Annotated in this window: 16 protein-coding genes and 2 pseudogenes; 11 read left to right on the top strand and 7 right to left on the bottom strand. The window is 75.0% G+C overall.

What is annotated here, in order from left to right:
• The first annotated feature begins 237 nt into the window (after window positions 1-237).
• A complete protein-coding gene (locus RIM90_RS05225) occupies window positions 238-675 on the top strand; it encodes a DUF4442 domain-containing protein (RefSeq protein WP_309059364.1) in 438 nt (145 codons plus the stop codon).
• A 45-nt stretch (window positions 676-720) separates the two neighbouring features.
• On the opposite strand, the pseudogene RIM90_RS05220 reads toward RIM90_RS05225, so the two are convergent.
• Both RIM90_RS05220 and RIM90_RS05215 read right to left on the bottom strand, forming a co-directional pair.
• Window positions 721-1383: pseudogene (locus RIM90_RS05220) on the bottom strand (CBS domain-containing protein); the annotation flags it as partial.
• A 73-nt stretch (window positions 1384-1456) separates the two neighbouring features.
• Window positions 1457-1897, bottom strand: coding sequence for a Crp/Fnr family transcriptional regulator (locus RIM90_RS05215; protein WP_375165401.1), 441 nt, complete (start codon window positions 1895-1897; stop codon window positions 1457-1459).
• A gap of 461 nt (window positions 1898-2358) precedes the next feature.
• Between RIM90_RS05215 and RIM90_RS05210 the strand changes: the two genes are divergently transcribed.
• A complete protein-coding gene (locus tag RIM90_RS05210; protein WP_309059355.1) occupies window positions 2359-4737 on the top strand; it encodes a phosphoketolase family protein in 2379 nt (792 codons plus the stop codon).
• A 38-nt stretch (window positions 4738-4775) separates the two neighbouring features.
• Here RIM90_RS05210 and RIM90_RS05205 read toward each other — a convergent pair whose 3' ends face one another.
• On the bottom strand, window positions 4776-5309 hold the full coding sequence (locus tag RIM90_RS05205; RefSeq protein WP_309059354.1) for a gamma carbonic anhydrase family protein: 534 nt from the start codon (window positions 5307-5309) through the stop codon (window positions 4776-4778).
• A 107-nt stretch (window positions 5310-5416) separates the two neighbouring features.
• Here RIM90_RS05205 and RIM90_RS05200 point away from each other — a divergent pair, with 107 nt between their 5' ends.
• Window positions 5417-6214 (top strand): acyltransferase, encoded by a 798-nt coding sequence (locus RIM90_RS05200; protein ID WP_309059353.1) that lies wholly within the window; start codon window positions 5417-5419, stop codon window positions 6212-6214.
• Window positions 6215-6225: 11 nt separating this feature from the next.
• Here the strand turns inward: RIM90_RS05200 and RIM90_RS05195 are convergent, their stop codons facing one another.
• A complete protein-coding gene (locus tag RIM90_RS05195; protein ID WP_309059352.1) occupies window positions 6226-7083 on the bottom strand; it encodes a DMT family transporter in 858 nt (285 codons plus the stop codon).
• Between the two features lie 102 nt (window positions 7084-7185).
• On the opposite strand from RIM90_RS05195, the gene RIM90_RS05190 reads away from it, so the two are divergent.
• Together RIM90_RS05190 and RIM90_RS05185 are read left to right on the top strand one after the other, a co-directional pair.
• Window positions 7186-7758 (top strand): XRE family transcriptional regulator, encoded by a 573-nt coding sequence (locus RIM90_RS05190; RefSeq protein ID WP_309059351.1) that lies wholly within the window; start codon window positions 7186-7188, stop codon window positions 7756-7758.
• A 42-nt stretch (window positions 7759-7800) separates the two neighbouring features.
• Window positions 7801-8358, top strand: a complete 558-nt coding sequence (locus RIM90_RS05185; RefSeq protein ID WP_309059350.1) for a YbaK/EbsC family protein — start codon at window positions 7801-7803, stop codon at window positions 8356-8358.
• 37 nt (window positions 8359-8395) lie between these two features.
• Here the strand turns inward: RIM90_RS05185 and RIM90_RS05180 are convergent, their stop codons facing one another.
• Window positions 8396-9457: a cation diffusion facilitator family transporter gene (locus RIM90_RS05180; RefSeq protein WP_309059349.1), complete on the bottom strand. Its 1062-nt coding sequence runs from the start codon at window positions 9455-9457 to the stop codon at window positions 8396-8398.
• A 61-nt stretch (window positions 9458-9518) separates the two neighbouring features.
• Here RIM90_RS05180 and RIM90_RS05175 point away from each other — a divergent pair, with 61 nt between their 5' ends.
• Window positions 9519-9878, top strand: a complete 360-nt coding sequence (locus RIM90_RS05175; protein ID WP_309059348.1) for a metalloregulator ArsR/SmtB family transcription factor — start codon at window positions 9519-9521, stop codon at window positions 9876-9878.
• Window positions 9879-9885: 7 nt separating this feature from the next.
• Here the strand turns inward: RIM90_RS05175 and RIM90_RS05170 are convergent.
• Together RIM90_RS05170 and RIM90_RS05165 are read right to left on the bottom strand one after the other, a co-directional pair.
• Window positions 9886-10152, bottom strand: a pseudogene (locus RIM90_RS05170) (4-hydroxybenzoate 3-monooxygenase); the annotation flags it as partial.
• A gap of 201 nt (window positions 10153-10353) precedes the next feature.
• Window positions 10354-10761 carry a CoA-binding protein gene (locus tag RIM90_RS05165; protein ID WP_309059347.1) on the bottom strand — a complete coding sequence of 136 codons (408 nt, stop codon included), beginning with the start codon at window positions 10759-10761 and terminating at the stop codon, window positions 10354-10356.
• 125 nt (window positions 10762-10886) lie between these two features.
• Here RIM90_RS05165 and RIM90_RS05160 point away from each other — a divergent pair, with 125 nt between their 5' ends.
• The 5 genes from RIM90_RS05160 (at window position 10887) to RIM90_RS05140 (ending at window position 17135) form a co-directional block, all read left to right on the top strand.
• Window positions 10887-11651: a hypothetical protein gene (locus tag RIM90_RS05160; RefSeq protein WP_309059346.1), complete on the top strand. Its 765-nt coding sequence runs from the start codon at window positions 10887-10889 to the stop codon at window positions 11649-11651.
• Window positions 11648-12190, top strand: coding sequence for a histidine phosphatase family protein (locus RIM90_RS05155; protein WP_309059345.1), 543 nt, complete (start codon window positions 11648-11650; stop codon window positions 12188-12190). The genes RIM90_RS05160 and RIM90_RS05155 overlap by 4 nt, the downstream gene beginning before the upstream one ends.
• A 41-nt stretch (window positions 12191-12231) precedes the next feature.
• Window positions 12232-12858 (top strand): YigZ family protein, encoded by a 627-nt coding sequence (locus RIM90_RS05150; protein WP_309059344.1) that lies wholly within the window; start codon window positions 12232-12234, stop codon window positions 12856-12858.
• A gap of 123 nt (window positions 12859-12981) precedes the next feature.
• The gene (locus tag RIM90_RS05145) at window positions 12982-14145 is read left to right on the top strand and encodes an exonuclease SbcCD subunit D (RefSeq protein WP_309059343.1); all 1164 of its coding nucleotides are present in this window, start codon (window positions 12982-12984) and stop codon (window positions 14143-14145) included.
• A complete protein-coding gene (locus RIM90_RS05140; RefSeq protein ID WP_309059342.1) occupies window positions 14142-17135 on the top strand; it encodes an SMC family ATPase in 2994 nt (997 codons plus the stop codon). The genes RIM90_RS05145 and RIM90_RS05140 overlap by 4 nt, the downstream gene beginning before the upstream one ends.
• Window positions 17136-17160 lie beyond the last annotated feature (25 nt).

The raw sequence follows: 17160 nt of genomic DNA, 5'->3' as shown, positions 1-17160 counted from the left end.
GCTGCTGTCCTGGCCACATGGGCAGCAACCCTAGCCGTGCCCGGGACACGATTCGGTCACCGCCCTTTGACGGGGACGTAGCAACTCGGGAGGGACGCGGCGCGGCGGGCCGCGCGGGCGGCGGGCGGCGGGCGGACCGGTCCCGGCCGTGCGGACGGTGGTGCGGGCGGCGGGCGTCACCGGACCTGGCCAGCGGATGCTACTCACGGGTAACGTACGGGCATGAGCGCAGACCAGATGTCCATCGGCGACATGCTCGCCGCCACGGTGCCCATGGCCCGTACCCTCAACCTCCAGTTCCTGGAGACCACACCGGAGCGGGCCGTGGTGGCCCTGCCGGACCAGGGCGAGTACCACAACCACGTGGGCGGGCCGCACGCCGGTGCGATGTTCACGCTCGGCGAGTCGGCGAGCGGCGCGATCGTGCTCGCCGCGTTCGGGGACCAGCTCTCGCGCGCCGTGCCGCTGGCCGTCCGCGCCGAGATCGCCTACAAGAAGCTGGCGATGGGGCCCGTCACCGCCACCGCGACCCTCGGCCGCCCGGCCGCGGAGGTCGTGGCCGAACTGGACGCGGGCCGTCGCCCCGAGTTCCCGGTGTCGATCGCCATCCGCCGCGAGGACGGGGCGGTCACCGGCGAGATGACCGTCGTCTGGACCCTGCGCCCGGGAGGCTGACCGCCGCATCGCAACGGACCGTGCGGGGTGGCCGGGCCAAAGTCCTCGCCGGCCCGCCCCGGTCGGTACCCCTGTCGGTGCGAACTCCACGGCGACGACGCCCTCCACGGCCCGGATCAGCCGGGCCGCCGCGGGCACCCGCGCGGTGTCCCGGACCCGGCCCACCAGCCGGACCACACCGTCGCGCACCTCCACCCGCACCGCTGATCCCGGCCCGGGGAACAGATGCGCCACCACCTCGCGCCGTACCTGCTCGGCCAGGTCCTCGTCGTCGCGCAGGAACACCTCGAGCAGGTCGGCACGGCTGACCACGCCCTCCAGCGCGCCCCGTTCGTCCACCACCGGCAGCCGCTTCACCCGGTGGCGGGCCGTGAGGCCGGCGGCGTCCGCGAGCGTCACGCCGGCCCGGACCGTGACGGCCGGGGAGGTCATCAGCTCCTCCGCGCTCAACGCCCCCGCCTTCCACAGGTCCGGGAGGCGGCGCAGGTGCGTCCGCCGGTCGGGATCGCTGTCCCGGAACTCCTCCTTGGGCAGCAGGTCCGCCTCAAAGACGACGCCGACGACCAGGTTCCCGCCCTCCAGCACGGGCAGGGTGCTCACCCTCCGGTCCCGCGTCGGCCGGACGATCTCCTGGAAGGCGGTCTCCCGTCCGACGGAGGCCACCGACCGGGTCATGACGTCACCGACGATGTGCGGCACACCGTGCACGGTCTCTCCTCGTTCCTCGCTCACTGCTCACCACGGCTCGCTGCGACGGCCGGGTCCGCCGGCGCCACCGTCCTCAGACGCCGCTGCCGGCGCCGTACGGGCCGTACAGGTCCAGCAACCGGATCCGGGCGGCGTGCAGCCGGTGGGCGAGCACATCGCCGACCCACCGGGTGATGTCCCGTCCGAACCCGGGGTCGTCCCGGCACAGCGCGCGGACGGCCGCGGCGTCGAACTCGTGGGCCCGTACGGGAGTGGCCGCCTCGGCGCCCAGGTGCCAGACGTGCGGGGCGAACAGCCAGGACCAGCCCACGAGTTCGTTGTGCCCGAGACGTTCGATGACGGCGGCCCGGCGGCCGGGCACATGCATGTCGAGGTCGACGGAACCGGTGCGGATCACCCAGAACCGGTCCGCGCGGCCGCCCTCCTCGAACAGCCGGGTCCCTTGCGGGAAGGACACCTCGTGGGCGGCCTGCAGGAGCCGCGCCCGGTGCTCGGCGGGCAGGGCGCGCGGCATGCTGGGGGACGGGGGAGCGAACACGGCGGGCCTCCCGGACGACGTCACGGACTGGTGTTGTGCTCCCAGCCTCCTGCGGCACCGCGTCCCGGGCCATGGGCCGTACGGCCCTGGGGGAAGGGCACCCGGCCCTGCCCGGGCGCCGCGCGGGGCCGTTCGGCGCCGGTTCGGGACCAGCGGTCCCTGCCGCCGGTCCCGGGCCGGGACGAAGCCGACGGTGCACGCACCGCTGGGGGCGCGGTACGAAGGCGTCGCCCCGGCCGCCGTCACCCGCTCCGGTCCGTGCCGCCTCGTCCGCCCGCGCGGATTGCGCCACATGCCGCTGTCCGGGCGCGCGGGGGGTGTCGAAGCGCACGAGACTGGTACCCCGTCCTGACGCCCGACGCGGAGCGCGACGTGCGCCGTTCACCCACCCGCCGCCACCGCCCGACCACCCACGTCGACCCCCCACGGAGTCATCCATGCCCGAGGACCTGGACACCCGGACCGTACTGAGCGACGAGGAACTGCGCACGCTGGACGCCCACTGGCGGGCCGCCAACTACCTGGCGGCGGGACAGATCTACCTGCTGGCGAACCCGCTGCTGACCGAGCCCCTCGAACCCGGGCACATCAAGCCGCGGCTGCTCGGACACTGGGGCACCTCACCCGGGCTGAACCTGGTGTACACCCACCTCAACCGGGTGATCGCGAGGCGTGGACTGGACGCGCTGTGCGTCTGGGGGCCGGGCCACGGCGGCCCCTCCGTCCTGGCCAACTCCTGGCTGGAGGGCAGCTACAGCGAGACGTATCCGGACGTCGGCCGGGACGCGGCGGGCATGGAGCGGCTCTTCCGGCAGTTCTCCTTCCCCGGCGGTGTGCCCAGCCACGTGGCCCCCGAGGTCCCCGGCTCCCTCCACGAGGGCGGCGAACTCGGATACTCCCTCGCCCACGCCTACGGCGCCGCCCTCGACAACCCCGGCCTGCTGGTCGCCTGCGTGATCGGCGACGGCGAGGCGGAGACCGGGCCGCTGGCCGCGTCCTGGCACTCCAACAAGTTCCTCGACCCGGTCCACGACGGCGCCGTCCTGCCGATCCTGCACCTCAACGGTTACAAGATCGCCAACCCGACGGTCCTGGCCCGCCTGCCCGAGGCCGAACTCGACGCACTGCTGCGCGGCTACGGCCACGAGCCGATCCACGTGAGCGGCGACGACCCGACCGCCGTCCACCGCGCGATGGCGCACGCCATGGACACCGCGCTGGACCGCATCGCCGGGGCACAGCGCGCCGCCCGCGAGGACGGCGCGACCGAGCGCGTGCGCTGGCCCGTGATCGTGCTGCGCACCCCGAAGGGCTGGACCGGCCCCGCCGAGGTGGACGGACAGCCCGTCGAGGGAACCTGGCGCTCCCACCAGGTGCCGCTCGCCGGCGTCCGCGACAACCCCGAGCACCTGCGGCAACTGGAGGCCTGGCTGAAGTCGTACCGGCCCGAGGAACTGTTCGACGACGCGGGCCGGCCCGTCGCGGACGTCCTCGCCTGCGTCCCCGAGGGCGCCCGGCGCCTCGGCGCCACCCCGTACGCCAACGGCGGGCTGCTGGTGCGCGAACTGCCGATGCCGTCCCTCGACGGCTTCGCCGTCCCCGTCGACAAGCCCGGCACCACACTGCACGAGCCCACCCGGATCCTCGGCGATCTCCTCGGACAGGTGATGAAGGACACCGCGGACCGGCGGGACTTCCGGCTCGTGGGCCCGGACGAGACCGCCTCCAACCGGCTGCAGGCCGTGTTCGACGCCAGCGGCAAGGCCTGGCAGGCCGGCACCCTCGACACCGACGAGCACCTCGACCGGCACGGCCGGGTGATGGAGATCCTCTCCGAACACCTCTGCCAGGGCTGGCTGGAGGGCTACCTCCTCACCGGCCGGCACGGGCTGTTCTCCTCCTACGAGGCGTTCGTGCACATCGTCGACTCGATGGTCAACCAGCACATCAAGTGGCTGAAGACCTCGCGGGAGCTGCCCTGGCGCGCGCCCATCGCCTCCCTCAACTACCTGCTCACCTCGCACGTGTGGCGCCAGGACCACAACGGCTTCTCCCACCAGGACCCCGGCTTCGTCGACCACGTGCTCAACAAGAGCCCCGAGGTCGTACGGGTCTATCTGCCGCCGGACGCCAACACCCTGCTGTCCGTCGCGGACCACGCGCTGCGCAGCCGCGACCACGTCAACGTGATCGTGGCCGGGAAGCAGCCGTGCTACGACTGGCTGCCGATCGACGAGGCGCGCGTCCACTGCGCCCGGGGCGCCGGGATCTGGGAGTGGGCCGGCACCGAGAACGGCGGCGCACCCGACGTGGTGCTGGGCTGTGCCGGCGACGTGCCGACCCAGGAGGTGCTGGCCGCCGCGCAACTGCTGCGCCGCAACCTGCCGGAGCTGGCGGTCCGCGTGGTGAACGTCGTCGACATCGCCCGGCTGATGCCCCGCGAGGAGCACCCGCACGGCATGACCGACTTCGAGTACGACGGCCTGTTCACCGCCGACAAGCCGGTGATCTTCGCCTACCACGGCTATCCGTGGCTGATCCACCGCCTCGCCTACCGCCGCAACGGCCACCGGCACCTGCACGTGCGCGGCTACAAGGAATCCGGCACCACGACCACGCCCTTCGACATGGTCGTCCGCAACGACCTCGACCGCTACCGGCTGGTCATGGACGTCATCGACCGCGTCCCCGGCCTCGCGGTGCGCGCCGCCGCCGTGCGCCAGCGGATGGCCGACGCGCGCACCCGGCACCACGCCTGGATCCGCGAGCACGGCACCGACCTGCCGGAGGTCGCCGAGTGGAGCTGGGACGCGTGAGCGCCGGGGACCGTCCGGTCCCCGGCACCGACTGAGCGCTACGGCCTGCCGTGCACGTCGCGGTGGGCCTTCGCCAGCTCCGCGTACATGGTGCCGTTGAGCGTCAGCCCCGCGCGCTCCTCCTCGGTCAGCTCCCGCCGCACCTTCGCCGGCACCCCCGCGACGAGCGACCCCGGCGGCACCTCCATGCCCTGCGGCACCAGCGCCTGCGCGGCGACGAGGGAACCCGCGCCGATCACCGCGCCGTTGAGCACCGTGGCCCCCATGCCGATCAGGCAGTCGTCCCCGACGGTCGCGCCGTGCACCACGGCGTTGTGCCCGATGGAGACGCGCTCGCCCACGCTGACCGGGAAGCCGGGGTCGGCGTGGAGCGTGCAGTTGTCCTGGACGTTGCTGCTCGCGCCGACGGAGATCCGCTCGACGTCGCCGCGCAGTACGGCCCCGTACCAGACGCTCGCCCCCGCGTGCAGCGTCACGTCCCCGATCACCGCGGCCGTGGGCGCCACGAACACCCCCTCCTCCACGCGCGGCTCCTTGCCGCCGATGCCGGTGATCAGCGCCTGGTGCGTCATCGTCGCCTCCTCGTCGGATGATGGAGGCACCGTACGCCAACACCATGGGGTGAAGATCACAGGGTCACCGGCCCACCGGCGCCGCGCCCGCCGACTACGGTGAGCGGGTGCCGAAGAGCAAGAACACGTTCTCGTCCTGGCCGCGCCGCCTCGCGCAGCGCGCGGTCCACGCGGGCTGGTCCTGGGTGCAGCGCACGGGCTCGGTGACCGCCGAGCACCCCGGCCGCTTCCGCTTCGGTTCCATGGGAACGGGTACCAGGCTCGCCTTCCCGCTCGGCACGATCTTCGGCGAACCCTGGATCCACGTCGGCGCCCACTGCATCGTGGGCGAACAGGTCACCCTCACCGCCGGTCTGATGCCCGGCCTCGACCTGGGCCCCGAGCCGATCCTGCGCATCGGCGACGGGGTCGTCCTGGGCCGCGGCAGCCATGTCATCGCCGACACGACCGTCACGATCGGCAGCGACTGCTACTTCGGGCCGTACGTCTACGTCACCTCCACCAACCACTCCTACGACGATCCGCACGAGCCCATCGGCAAGCAGTGGCCGCGGATGGAGCCGGTGCGGATCGGCCCCGGGTGCTGGATCGGCACCGGTGCGGTGATCCTGCCGGGGGCGCGGATCGGACGGAACGTGGTGGTGGCCGCGGGTGCGGTGGTCCGGGGCACGGTGCCCGACCACGCCGTGGTCGCGGGCGCCCCGGCCCGTGTGGTGCGCCGCTGGACCCCCGCCGACGGCTGGCAGCCGCCCCTGCGCACCCCGGCGCCCGTACCGATTCCGGAGGGGGTCACCCCGGAGCAGCTGCGGGCCCTGTCGGACCTGGACGAGGAGAGCGCGGCCCGGCTCGCCGCACTGGACGGGGACGGCGCGGCCCGGCTCGCCGAACTGGAACCCGGGAGCTGAGACGCGCCCTCTCACCCCGTCGCGAGAAGCACCGACCCCACCAGGGCGAGCCCCGCGCCGGCCGTCTGGACCGCGCGCAGCCGCTCACTGAGGAAGCCGCGGGCGGCGACGGCGGTCACCACCGGGTAGAGCGAGGCGAGCACCGCGGCCACGGTGACCGGACCGGTCTGCGCGGCGATCGAGTACGTGCCGTTGGCCGCCACGTCCGCGAGCCCGACGAACGCGAGCGCCGGGAGCGAGCGCCACGGGAATCCGCCCGGCGCGAGGGCGGGGCCGCCGCGCCGCACCGAGACGTACAGGGCGAGGCCGCCCGCCGCGACGTTGGTGACCCGCTGCACGAACAGGGCGAGGAAGAGACCGGTGAGGGTGGTCGACGCCTCGGCGATCAGCGCCATCACCGCGCCGAACCCGAACGCGGCGAGCAGGGTGAGGAGGACGGCCTGCCGCTGCACCGGCGCGCCCCGGAACTGCGGACCGCCGGCCAGGGCGACACCGGCCACGGCGACCAGGACGCCCGCGAACTGCGGCACCCCCGGCCGCTCGCCCAGCACCAGCCCCACGCCGACCGGCACGGCCACGCCGAGCGAACCGAGCGGCGAGACGACGCCCATCGGTCCCAGGGCGAGCGCCCTGTAGAAGGCGAGCATCGCCACCGGGCCCACGAGACCGGCGGCCACGGCGAACCACAGCCGCGCTCCCGCCTCGCTCCAGGCGCCGGTCGCGGCCACGATCACGCCGAGCACGGCCACCGCGACGGACTGCGAGACCACGACCACGGTGAGCGCGGGGGTGCGCCGGGTCAGCAGCCCGCCGCCGAAGTCGGCCAGGCCCCACAGCAGGCTGGTGGCCAGGGCGAAGAGTGCTGTCACGGCGAGCCTCGCAGTACAGTGCGGTGAACGATCGGGTGCACCACACCGTAGTCGAATGAATTGTACTCTGTGATCCACTCCATTGAACGGAAGGGTCGGAACGTGTCGGACCTCGATGTGCTGACCCAGTCCCTGGCGCGCAACGTCAAACGCTGGCGCACCGAGCGCGGCTTCACCCTGGACGCGCTGGCGGCGCGGGCGGGCGTCAGCCGCGGCATGCTCATCCAGATCGAGCAGGCCCGCACCAACCCGAGCATCGGCACGGTGGTCAAGATCGGCGACGCGCTCGGCGTCAGCATCACCACCCTGCTCGACTACGAGCGGGGCCCGAAGGTCCGGATCGTCCCCGCCGACCAGGCCGTGCGGCTCTGGCACACCGAGGCCGGAAGCTACAACCGGCTGCTCGCGGGCACCGAGGCCCCCGGCCCGCTGGAGATGTGGGACTGGCGGCTCATGCCGGGCGAGAGCAGCGACTCCGATCCGCACCCCACCGGCACGGTCGAACTCGTCCACGTCACGTCCGGGGAGCTGGCGCTCACCGTCGACGGGGTGGAGCATCGCGTGCCGGCCGGCGCGAGTGTCTCCTTCGAGGCCGACACCGCGCACACCTACGGCAATCGGGGCGACGTACCGACGGAGATGATCATGACGGTCTCGGTGCCGCCCGTGCGCTGAGACCCCCTCCGACGGCCGCCGGACGGCTGTTACGGTGCGGCCATGCGCGCACCCATCGGAGACTTCGACCACGCCACCCCCGCCCCCGACTGCCTCGACGAGCTCACCCCCGCGGTGGCCGGCGCCGTCCGCGGTTGGAGCGGCGGCGTCCCCGCCGACCGGATCCTCTACGTCGACACCGACCCGCGCTGGGCCGACACCGCCGTCTTCGTGGAGCACTACGGCCGGGACCTGCTGGAGCGGTCGGCGAACTGCGTGGTGGTCGAGGGCAAGCGCGGCGGTGGGAGCACGCTCGCCGCCTGTGTCGTGCTGTCCACCACCCGGGTCGACGTCAACGGGGTGGTGCGCCGTCGGCTCGGTGCCCGCAAGGCGTCCTTCGCCCCGATGGACACGGCGACGGGGGAGACCGGCATGGAGTACGGCGGCATCACCCCGATCGGGCTGCCGGACGACTGGCCGGTGCTGGTGGACGCGGCCGTCGTCGACCTGCCGTACGTGCTCGTGGGCAGCGGCCGGCGCCGGGGCAAGCTGCTGGTGCCGGGCAAGGCGTTCGCGGAGCTTCCGGGATCGGTCGTCCTGGAAGGGCTGGGGATCGCCTGAGGGGCGCTCCGCCGCGGTCGCCGTTCAGGCCGCCCGGTCAGGACGTCTGACGCACCCCGTGATGGGCCAGCGCGAGGTGCGGGTCCGCCTCGCCCGGCACCGGTTCCGGATCGGCGTGGACCAGGGCCGCGGTGAGGCGCGGTACGGCGTGCAGCAGGGCGTGTTCCGCGGCGACCGCGATGCGGTGGGCCTCGCGCACCGTCGCCCCGCCGTCCACCACGACCGCCACCTCGGCGCGCAGCCGGTGGCCGATCCAGCGCAGCCGCAGCTCGCCCACCCCACGCACCCCCGGGACCCGCGTCAGCGCCCGCTCGGCCCGGTCCACCAGCGCCGGGTCGACGGCGTCCATCACCCGCCGGAAAACCTCCCGCGCGGCGTCCCGCAGGACCAGCGCGATCGCCGCCGTGATCACCAGCCCCACGACCGGGTCCGCGAGCTGCCACCCGAGGGCCGCGCCGCCGGCGCCCAGCAGCACGGCCAGCGAGGTGAACCCGTCCGTGCGGGCGTGCAGCCCGTCGGCGACCAGGGCGGCCGAGCCGATGGCGCGGCCGACGCGGATGCGGTAGCGGGCCACCCACTCGTTGCCCGCGAACCCGACGAGCGCCGCGACGGCGACCGCCGGGAGATGCTCGACGGGGCGCGGGTCGAGGAGACGGCCGAGCGCGGTCCAGCCGGCGAAGGCGGCGGACGCCGCGATGGTCAGCACGATGAGGATGCCGGCCAGGTCCTCGGCCCGTCCGTAGCCGTAGGTGAAGCGGCGGGTGGCGGCGCGCCGCCCCAGCACGAAGGCGATGCCCAGCGGTACGGCGGTCAGCGCGTCCGCCGTGTTGTGCACCGTGTCGCCGAGCAGCGCCACCGAGCCCGAGACGGCCACCACGGCCGCCTGCGCCAGCGCGGTCGCGCCGAGCACCACCAGCGAGACCCACAGCGCGCGCATGCCCCGGACCGAGGACTCGAGGGCGGGGTCCAGCTTGTCCGCGGTCTCGTGGGAGTGGGGGGTGAGGAGATGGGCGAGGCGGTGGCGCAGGGACGCCCGGGGGTGCCGGTGGCCGTGCTCCGGTCCGGGCTCGTGGTGGTGGTGTGCGTGCTCCCGGCTCACGTCGATCCCCTTCCGGTGCGCGAGGTGGACGTGGTGACGCCCACGGAGCCATTATGTGCGTATGAGCGCACGCAAGCACCTGTCATCCGCGCAGGATGCGCACCCACGCACTCCTGGCGAGGAGCAGTTCGCGCTCGCGGCGGAACTTCTCGCGCTGCTCGGCGACCGCACCCGGCTGACCCTGCTGCACGCCCTGACCGGCGGCGAGGCCGACGTCACCACGCTCACCGAGGCGTGCGGCGCGGCGCGGCCGGCGGTCAGCCAGCATCTGGCGCGGCTGCGTCTCGCGGGGCTGGTGGACACGCGCAAGGAGGGCCGCCGGGTGGTCTACTCACTGCGCGACGGCCATCTGCGGCGGCTGGTGGAGGAGGCGCTGAACGTGGCCGACCACCGGCTCGGCAACCGGCCGCCGCACGACTGACGGGGGCTCAGTACCGCGCGGCCGTGCCCGGGTACTGCTCCGCGAAGGCGGCGGCGCCGGGGGAGGCGCACAGGCGGCGCAGCCGGGCGAGCGTGGTGCCGGCGCGCAACGGGTCCCCCGCCGCGGTGCCGTGGAACGGCTCGGACGGCCACTGCGAGAACTCCTGGTGGTCCCACACGCGTCGCAGGCACGCCGAGGAGTAGCCGGCCAGTGCGCTGTCGTCGCCCTTCGTGAGCCGGGCGGCCAGCGCGTCCCCGAGCAGGAAGGCGTCGTACCGGCCACCCTGCAAGGGGCCGGACCGTGCCCCGGGGCCCCGTCGGCGGCACGCCCGGACCGGCGACCGGACGATCCGCACGAAACGGCCCGGGACCCGTCCGGCGGATCAAGCCGGGGGAGACCGACGGCACTTCGCGAGCACGGGTGAGCGGGGCGGCGGGAGTGTCCCGCGCCCTTGGCGTGATCCGCCGGACAGGCCTCAGCGGAGCCGGGGTATCTCGATCGCCGGGCAGCGGTCCATGACCATCTCCAGCCCCGCCGCACGGGTGCGCTCGCAGGCCGCCTCGTCGATGACGCCGAGTTGGAACCACACCGCGCCGGCGCCCTTGGCCACCGCCTCGTCCGCGACGGCTCCGGCCAGGTCGCTGTTGACGAACACGTCCACGACGTCCACGTCGAAGGGGATGTCCGCGAGCGAGGCGTACCCCCGCTCGCCGTGCACCGTCTCGGCCTTCGGGTGCACCGGCACCACGCGCTTGCCGAAGCGCTGCAGCACCTGGGCGACGCCGTACGCCGCGCGCTGCCGGTTCGACGACAGGCCCACCACGGCCCAGGTGTCACCGAGCTCGGTGAGGATCTTGCGGACCGTTGCCTCGTCGCCGTACACCGTCGGCCTCCCGGAGCGTCGTGAAGGTGCTGTTCTCCCGGGAACGACCCGGGGTGCGCGGTGATTCCCGGCGGCGGCCGTACGTCCGGCCCGGATCCGCCACGGCGGCCCGAAAAGCGGGCGAGATGCCTGCGTACGACCGCTCGCGCGCCTACGCTCGCCTCGTGCTGCGCATCATCGACGCCCGAACCGGCGAACTCGTGGACGCCGCCCCCGCCCGGCGGGGCCTGACCCGCGTCCAGGCCCACACGCGCGGGCTCGACCCGACGAACCTGCGCGTGCTGCTCGTCGCCGACCTGCTCGTGCGCGCCCTGGAGCTCGGCGGCACCCCGGTGTGGGCGCTGCTCACCGGCGAACGGCAGCAGGCGGAACTGCGCGCGGCGGGCGCGGCACTCGGCGTCCGGCCCTTCGAGGACGGCCGGGACGCGGGCACCGGCCTGGGCGAGGCACAGGTCCTGCACGTGGTGAGCGAGGGCGGCGCGGCACCCGACGGAGTGCGCATCGCCGTGGCCCCCGTCCACTGGGAGGCGTCCGGCCCCCCCGGCGAAGCCGACCCCGCCGTGCTGCGCCTCGCCCTGCTCGCGCGTCCCAGAAGCACACCCCTGCGGGTCGGCACGGCCACCCTGGACGACGCCGGCGACACCCTCGCCCACTGGCGCCGCGCGGTCGCCGCCTGGGCGCACAGGCCCTCACGCCCCATCCCCGACCAGGTGCGCGCGGACCTGCGGACCGCCTGGGAGGACGACCTCGACGCGACCGGTGTGCTCCGCGTCCTGCGCGCGGTGGAGACCGTCCCGGACCTGGCGGACGGCGCCCGCTTCGAGACGTACGCCTACGCGGACCGGCTGCTCGGCCTCGACCTCACCCGCGACCTGGGCTCCCCGGCATGATCGAGCGCGCCGGGGCGGGACCGCTGCGCCGCCTGGTCGTCCTGCGCCACGCCAAGTCCGCCCGACCGGGGGGCGTCACCGACCACGAGCGCCCCCTCGCGCCGCGCGGCCGCAGGGACGCCCCCGCCGCCGGACGCGCGCTCGCCGAGGCCGACTGCCTGCCGGGCCTCGCGCTGTGCTCCACCGCCGTACGGGCCCGCCGGACCTGGGAACTGGCCGCCGCGCAGTGGGGCACGCCCCCGCCGGTCCGGTACGACCCGCGGCTGTACGCCGCCGGCGTCCCCGAACTGCTGGCCGTGGTGCACGAGACGCCGGCCGACGTCGAGACGCTGCTGCTGGTCGGCCACAACCCCGGCCTGGAGGACCTGGTCCTGACGCTGGCCGGCGACGGCCTGGACGACACCCTGGACCGCGTCCGCGAGAAGTTCCCGACCTGTGCCGTCGCCGTCCTGTCCTGGCGCGGCGCCGACTGGCGGGACCTCGCCCCCGGCACCGCGCTGCTGACGTCGGTGACCGTGCCCCGGGGCGGGAAGCGCTGACCGGGGCGGCCGGCCCGCGCGGCGGCGCATAGGCTGGCCGGATGCAGGACGAGTACCGCACCGTCGCGCGCGCGGGTGTGCACGAGATCGAGATCAACCGCTCCCGCTTCCTGTGCGCCCTCGCTCCGGCGGCCACCGAGCAGGAGGCGCAGGACTTCGTCGCCGCCGTGCGCAAGGAGCACGCCGACGCCACCCACAACTGCTGGGCGTACGTCATCGGTGCCGACGCCTCGACCCAGAAGGCCAGCGACGACGGCGAGCCCGGCGGCACCGCGGGCGTCCCCATGCTCCAGATGCTGCTCCGCCGCGACATGCGGTACGTCGTCGCCGTCGTCACCCGCTACTACGGCGGCGTCAAGCTCGGCGCCGGCGGCCTCATCCGCGCGTACGGCGGCGCCGTCGGCGAGGCCCTGGACACCCTCGGCACGATCACCCGGCGCCGCTTCCGGCTGGCCACGGTGACCGTCGACCACCAGCGGGCCGGCAAGGTCCAGAACGACCTGCGCGCCACCGGCCGCGAGGTGCGGGGCGTGCACTACGGCGAGGAGGTCACGATCGAGATCGGCCTCCCGGACGCCGACGTGGCCGCCTTCCGCGCCTGGCTCGCCGACGCGACCGCGGGCACGGCCGGGTTCGAGCTCGGCGGAGAGGCGTACGGGGACGCGTGACGGGCACCGGCCGTACGCGCCCGCCTCCGGGCGCGTGCCGGGCACGACCGGGCCGGGCCGTGACGGAGCGATACGGGAGTAACCGCCCGTGCCGTCGGGCCCGGCGGATACCCTGCGGGAATCATGAGACTGCTGCACACTTCCGACTGGCATCTCGGCCGGGCGTTCCACCGGGTCAACATGCTCGGTGCCCAGGCCGCGTTCGTCGACCACCTCGTCACCACCGTGCGGGAGCGCGACGTGGACGCGGTGGTCGTGTCGGGAGACGTGTACGACCGCGCGGTGCCGCCGCTCGCCGCGGTCGAGCTGTTCGACGACGCCCTGCACCGCCTCGCCGGTCTCGGCGTGCCGACGGTGATGATCTCCGGCAACCACGACTCGGCCCGCCGTCTCGGCGTCGGCGCCGGGCTCATCGGGCGCGCGGGCATCCATCTGCGCACCGAACCGTCCGCGTGCGGCACGCCCGTGGTGCTGTCCGACCCCCACGGCGATGTCGCCTTCTACGGGCTGCCGTACCTCGAACCCGCTCTGGTGAAGGACGAGTTCGGCGTGGAGAAGGCCGGCCACGAGACGGTGCTCGCCGCCGCCATGGACCGGGTCCGCGCCGACCTCGCCGCACGCGCGCGCGGCACCCGTTCCGTCGTCCTCGCACACGCCTTCGTCACCGGCGGCCGGCCCAGCGACAGCGAGCGGGACATCACCGTCGGGGGAGTGGCCGCCGTGCCCGCCGGGGTGTTCGACGGCGTCGACTACGTGGCGCTCGGGCACCTGCACGGCTGCCAGACCCTCACCGAGCGGGTGCGCTACTCCGGCTCCCCGCTGCCGTACTCCTTCTCGGAGGCCGACCACCGCAAGAGCATGTGGCTGATCGACCTGGACGCCGACGGGGCCGTCACCGCGGAGCGCGTCGACTGCCCGGTGCCGCGCGCCCTGGCCCGGATCCGCGGCACCCTGGAGGAACTGCTCGCCGATCCCGCACTGGCGCGGCACGAGGAGGCGTGGGTCGAGGCGACGCTCACCGACCCGGTCCGCCCGGCCGACCCCATGGCCCGGCTGACCGAGCGCTTCCCGCACACCCTCAGCCTCGTCTTCGCCCCGGACCGGCCGGCGGACGACCCCGGGGTGTCCTACGCCCGCCGCCTCGCCGGCCGCGGCGACCAGCAGATCGCCGAGGACTTCGTGGCCCATGTGCGCGGCGCCGGCCCCGACGAGCACGAACGCGCCGTCCTGCGGGACGCCTTCGACGCGGTCCGCGCGGACGAGGCGGTACGGGAGGTGGCCCGGTGAGGCTGCACCGGCTGGACATCACCGCCTTCGGGCCCTTCGGGGACTCCCAGACCGTCGACTTCGACGAACTGTCCGCCGCCGGGCTCTTCCTGCTGCACGGCCCCACCGGCGCCGGGAAGACCTCGGTGCTGGACGCCGTCTGCTACGCCCTGTACGGCTCCGTCCCCGGGGCCCGGCAGAGCGGCCAGGGCACGACCCTGCGCAGCGACCACGCCGCACCGGGAACCCGTACCTCGGTCACCCTCGAACTCACCGTCGCCGGACGCCGGTTGGAGATCACCCGGCAACCGCCCTGGGAGCGCCCGAAGAAGCGCGGCACGGGCACCACGCTGGACAAGGCCCAGACCTGGCTGCGCGAGCGCGACGCGGCCTCGGGCACCTGGAAGGACCTCAGCCGTTCACACCAGGAGATCGGCGAGGAGATCACCCAGCTCCTCGGCATGAGCCGGGAGCAGTTCTGCCAGGTCGTGCTGCTGCCCCAGGGCGACTTCGCGCGCTTCCTGCGCGCCGACGCCGAGGCGCGCGGCAAGCTGCTGGGGCGCCTCTTCGACACCCGCCGCTTCGCCGACGTGGAGAAGCGCCTCGCCGAACGCCGACGTGCCGCCGAGGCCCGGGTACGGGACGGCGACGCGGCCCTGCTGGCCGACGCGCACCGCATGCAGCAGGCGGCGGGCGGCGTCCTGGAGCTGCCCGAACTGGCGCCGGGCGAACCGGGGCTGGCCGAGGCGGTGCTGAGCGCGGCCGCCGTGGCCCGCAGCACCGCGCGCGAACAGCTCGCCGTCGCCCACTGCCGCCTCGCCGCCGCCGAGTCCGCCCAGGCCGCCGCCGACCGGGTCCTGGACGACGTACGCGAACGGGACCGCCTGCAGCGGCGGTTCGCCGAGGCGCGGGAGCGGGCGGCGCGGCTTTGGGAACGGGCCGGAGACCACCGGGAGGCACAGGCGCGCATGGAGCGGGCCCGCAAGGCCGAGGCGGTCGCCCCCGCCCTGGAACTGCGGGACGCCGCCGACGCGGAGCACCGCCGGGCGGCCGCCGCCGAGGCACACGCGCGTGCCCTGCTCCCGGCGTCCTTCGCGGACGAGGGAGCGGCCGGGCTCGCGGCCGCCGCCCGCCGCGCCGCCGAGGAACTGGGCGGGCTGGAGTCGGCCCGCCGGGCCGAGCGGAGGCTGGCGGAACTCCTCGAGGAGCGGGCCGGGCTGGAGCGTCAGGAGCGCGCCGACGAGGAGGTGCTGCACGACGCGGAGAGCTGGCTCGCGGGCTGGGAGGAAACCAGGGCCGGTCTCCAGGCCCGCATCGAGGCCGCGCAGCAGGCCGAGACCAGGGCCGGTGAACTCGCCGTACGACGCGACCCCGCGCAGAGGCGGCTGAACGCGGCACGGACGCGCGACCGGCTGGCCGAGGACGTGGAGAGGGCCGCCGAACAGGTCCGCGCCGCCCGGGAACAGGCTCTGAAGGCCAAGCAGCACTGGCTCGACCTCAAGGAACAGCGCCTGAGCGGCATCGCCGCCGAACTGGCCGCGGGCCTCGCCGACGGTGCGCCCTGCGCGGTCTGCGGCGCCACCGAACACCCCGCCCCCGCCCGCAAGGTCGACGGACACGTCGGCCGCGAGGCGGAGGAGCGCGCCCTGGCCGGCTACCAGCGCGCAGAGGAACAGCGCGCCGAGGCCGAGCGGCGCCTCGGCGCCGTACGCGAGGCGCTGGCCGCCGCCGGCGCGGAGGCCGGTGACACGCCCACCGAAGAACTCGCCCTCGCGGCGCAGGAGTTGGAGGGCCAGTACGCCGAGGCCCGGGCCGCCGCCTCGGACCTGCACTCCGCCCGGGAAGAGATGCGCCGGGCGGAGCACGAGCACGAGCTGCGGGTCGTCGCCCAGCGGGAGGCGGCGGTCCGGGCCGCCTCCCGGGTGGGCCACCGCGACCGGCTGGACCGTGAGAAGGCCGCCCTGGAGGAGGAACTGGCCCAGGCACGGGGGGCCGCGACCAGCGTGGCCGCGCGCGCCGAGCAGCTGGAGCGGAGCGTCACCCGGCTCACGGACGCCGCCGACGCCGCCCGAGCCGCCGAGGACGCGGCCCAGCGGCTCAAGGACGCCGACGCCCGGCTCGCCGACGCCGCCTTCCGCGCGGGCTTCGACACCCCGCAGGCCGCGGCCGACGCCCTCCTCGACGACACCGCCCACCGCGAACTGCAGCGGCGCCTGGACGCCTGGCGGCACGAGGAGGCCGCCGTCCGTGCCGTCCTCGCCGAACCGGAGACCGCGGCCGCCGCACAGCGGCCGCCCGCCGATCCCGCCTCCGCGCAGCGGACCGCCGAGGACGCGGCCCGCCGGGTGCGCGAGGCGGCCTCCGCGCGCGACGCGGCCGCCCGCCGCTGCACCGAGCTCGACCGGCTCTCCGCACGGGCCACCGCCTCGGTGCGCCGGCTGGGGCCGCTGCGCGAGGAGTACGACCGCGTGGCCCGCATGGCCGGCCTCGCCGCGGGCACCTCGGCCGACAACGAGCGCAGGATGCGCCTGGAGTCGTACGTCCTGGCGGCACGCCTGGAGCAGGTCGCCGCCGCCGCGACGGTACGCCTGCACCGCATGTCGTCCGGCCGCTACACCCTCGTCCACTCCGACGACCGCACCGGACGCGGCCGCAGCGGACTCGGCCTGCACGTCGTGGACGCCTGGACCGGCCGGGAGCGCGACACGGCGACCCTCTCGGGCGGCGAGACGTTCTTCGCCTCGCTCGCCCTCGCCCTCGGCCTCGCCGACGTCGTCACCGACGAGGCGGGCGGGGTCCGGCTGGACACCCTCTTCATCGACGAGGGCTTCGGCAGCCTCGACGACCAGACCCTCGACGAGGTCCTGGACGTCCTGGACTCGCTGCGCGAACGCGACCGCAGCGTGGGCATCGTCAGCCACGTCGCCGATCTGCGGCGGCGGATCCACGCCCAGCTGGAGGTCGTGAAGGGCCGCTCGGGGTCGGCGCTGCGGCAGCGCGGGGTCCGCTGACTCCGGACGGAGGCCGTGCGCGTCC

Source organism: Streptomyces sp., from assembly GCF_031181555.1.
Classification (GTDB): domain Bacteria; phylum Actinomycetota; class Actinomycetes; order Streptomycetales; family Streptomycetaceae; genus Streptomyces; species Streptomyces fimbriatus.
The sequence above is the reverse complement of the archived record's forward strand: the minus strand, read 5'-3'. Positions and strand labels throughout refer to the sequence as shown.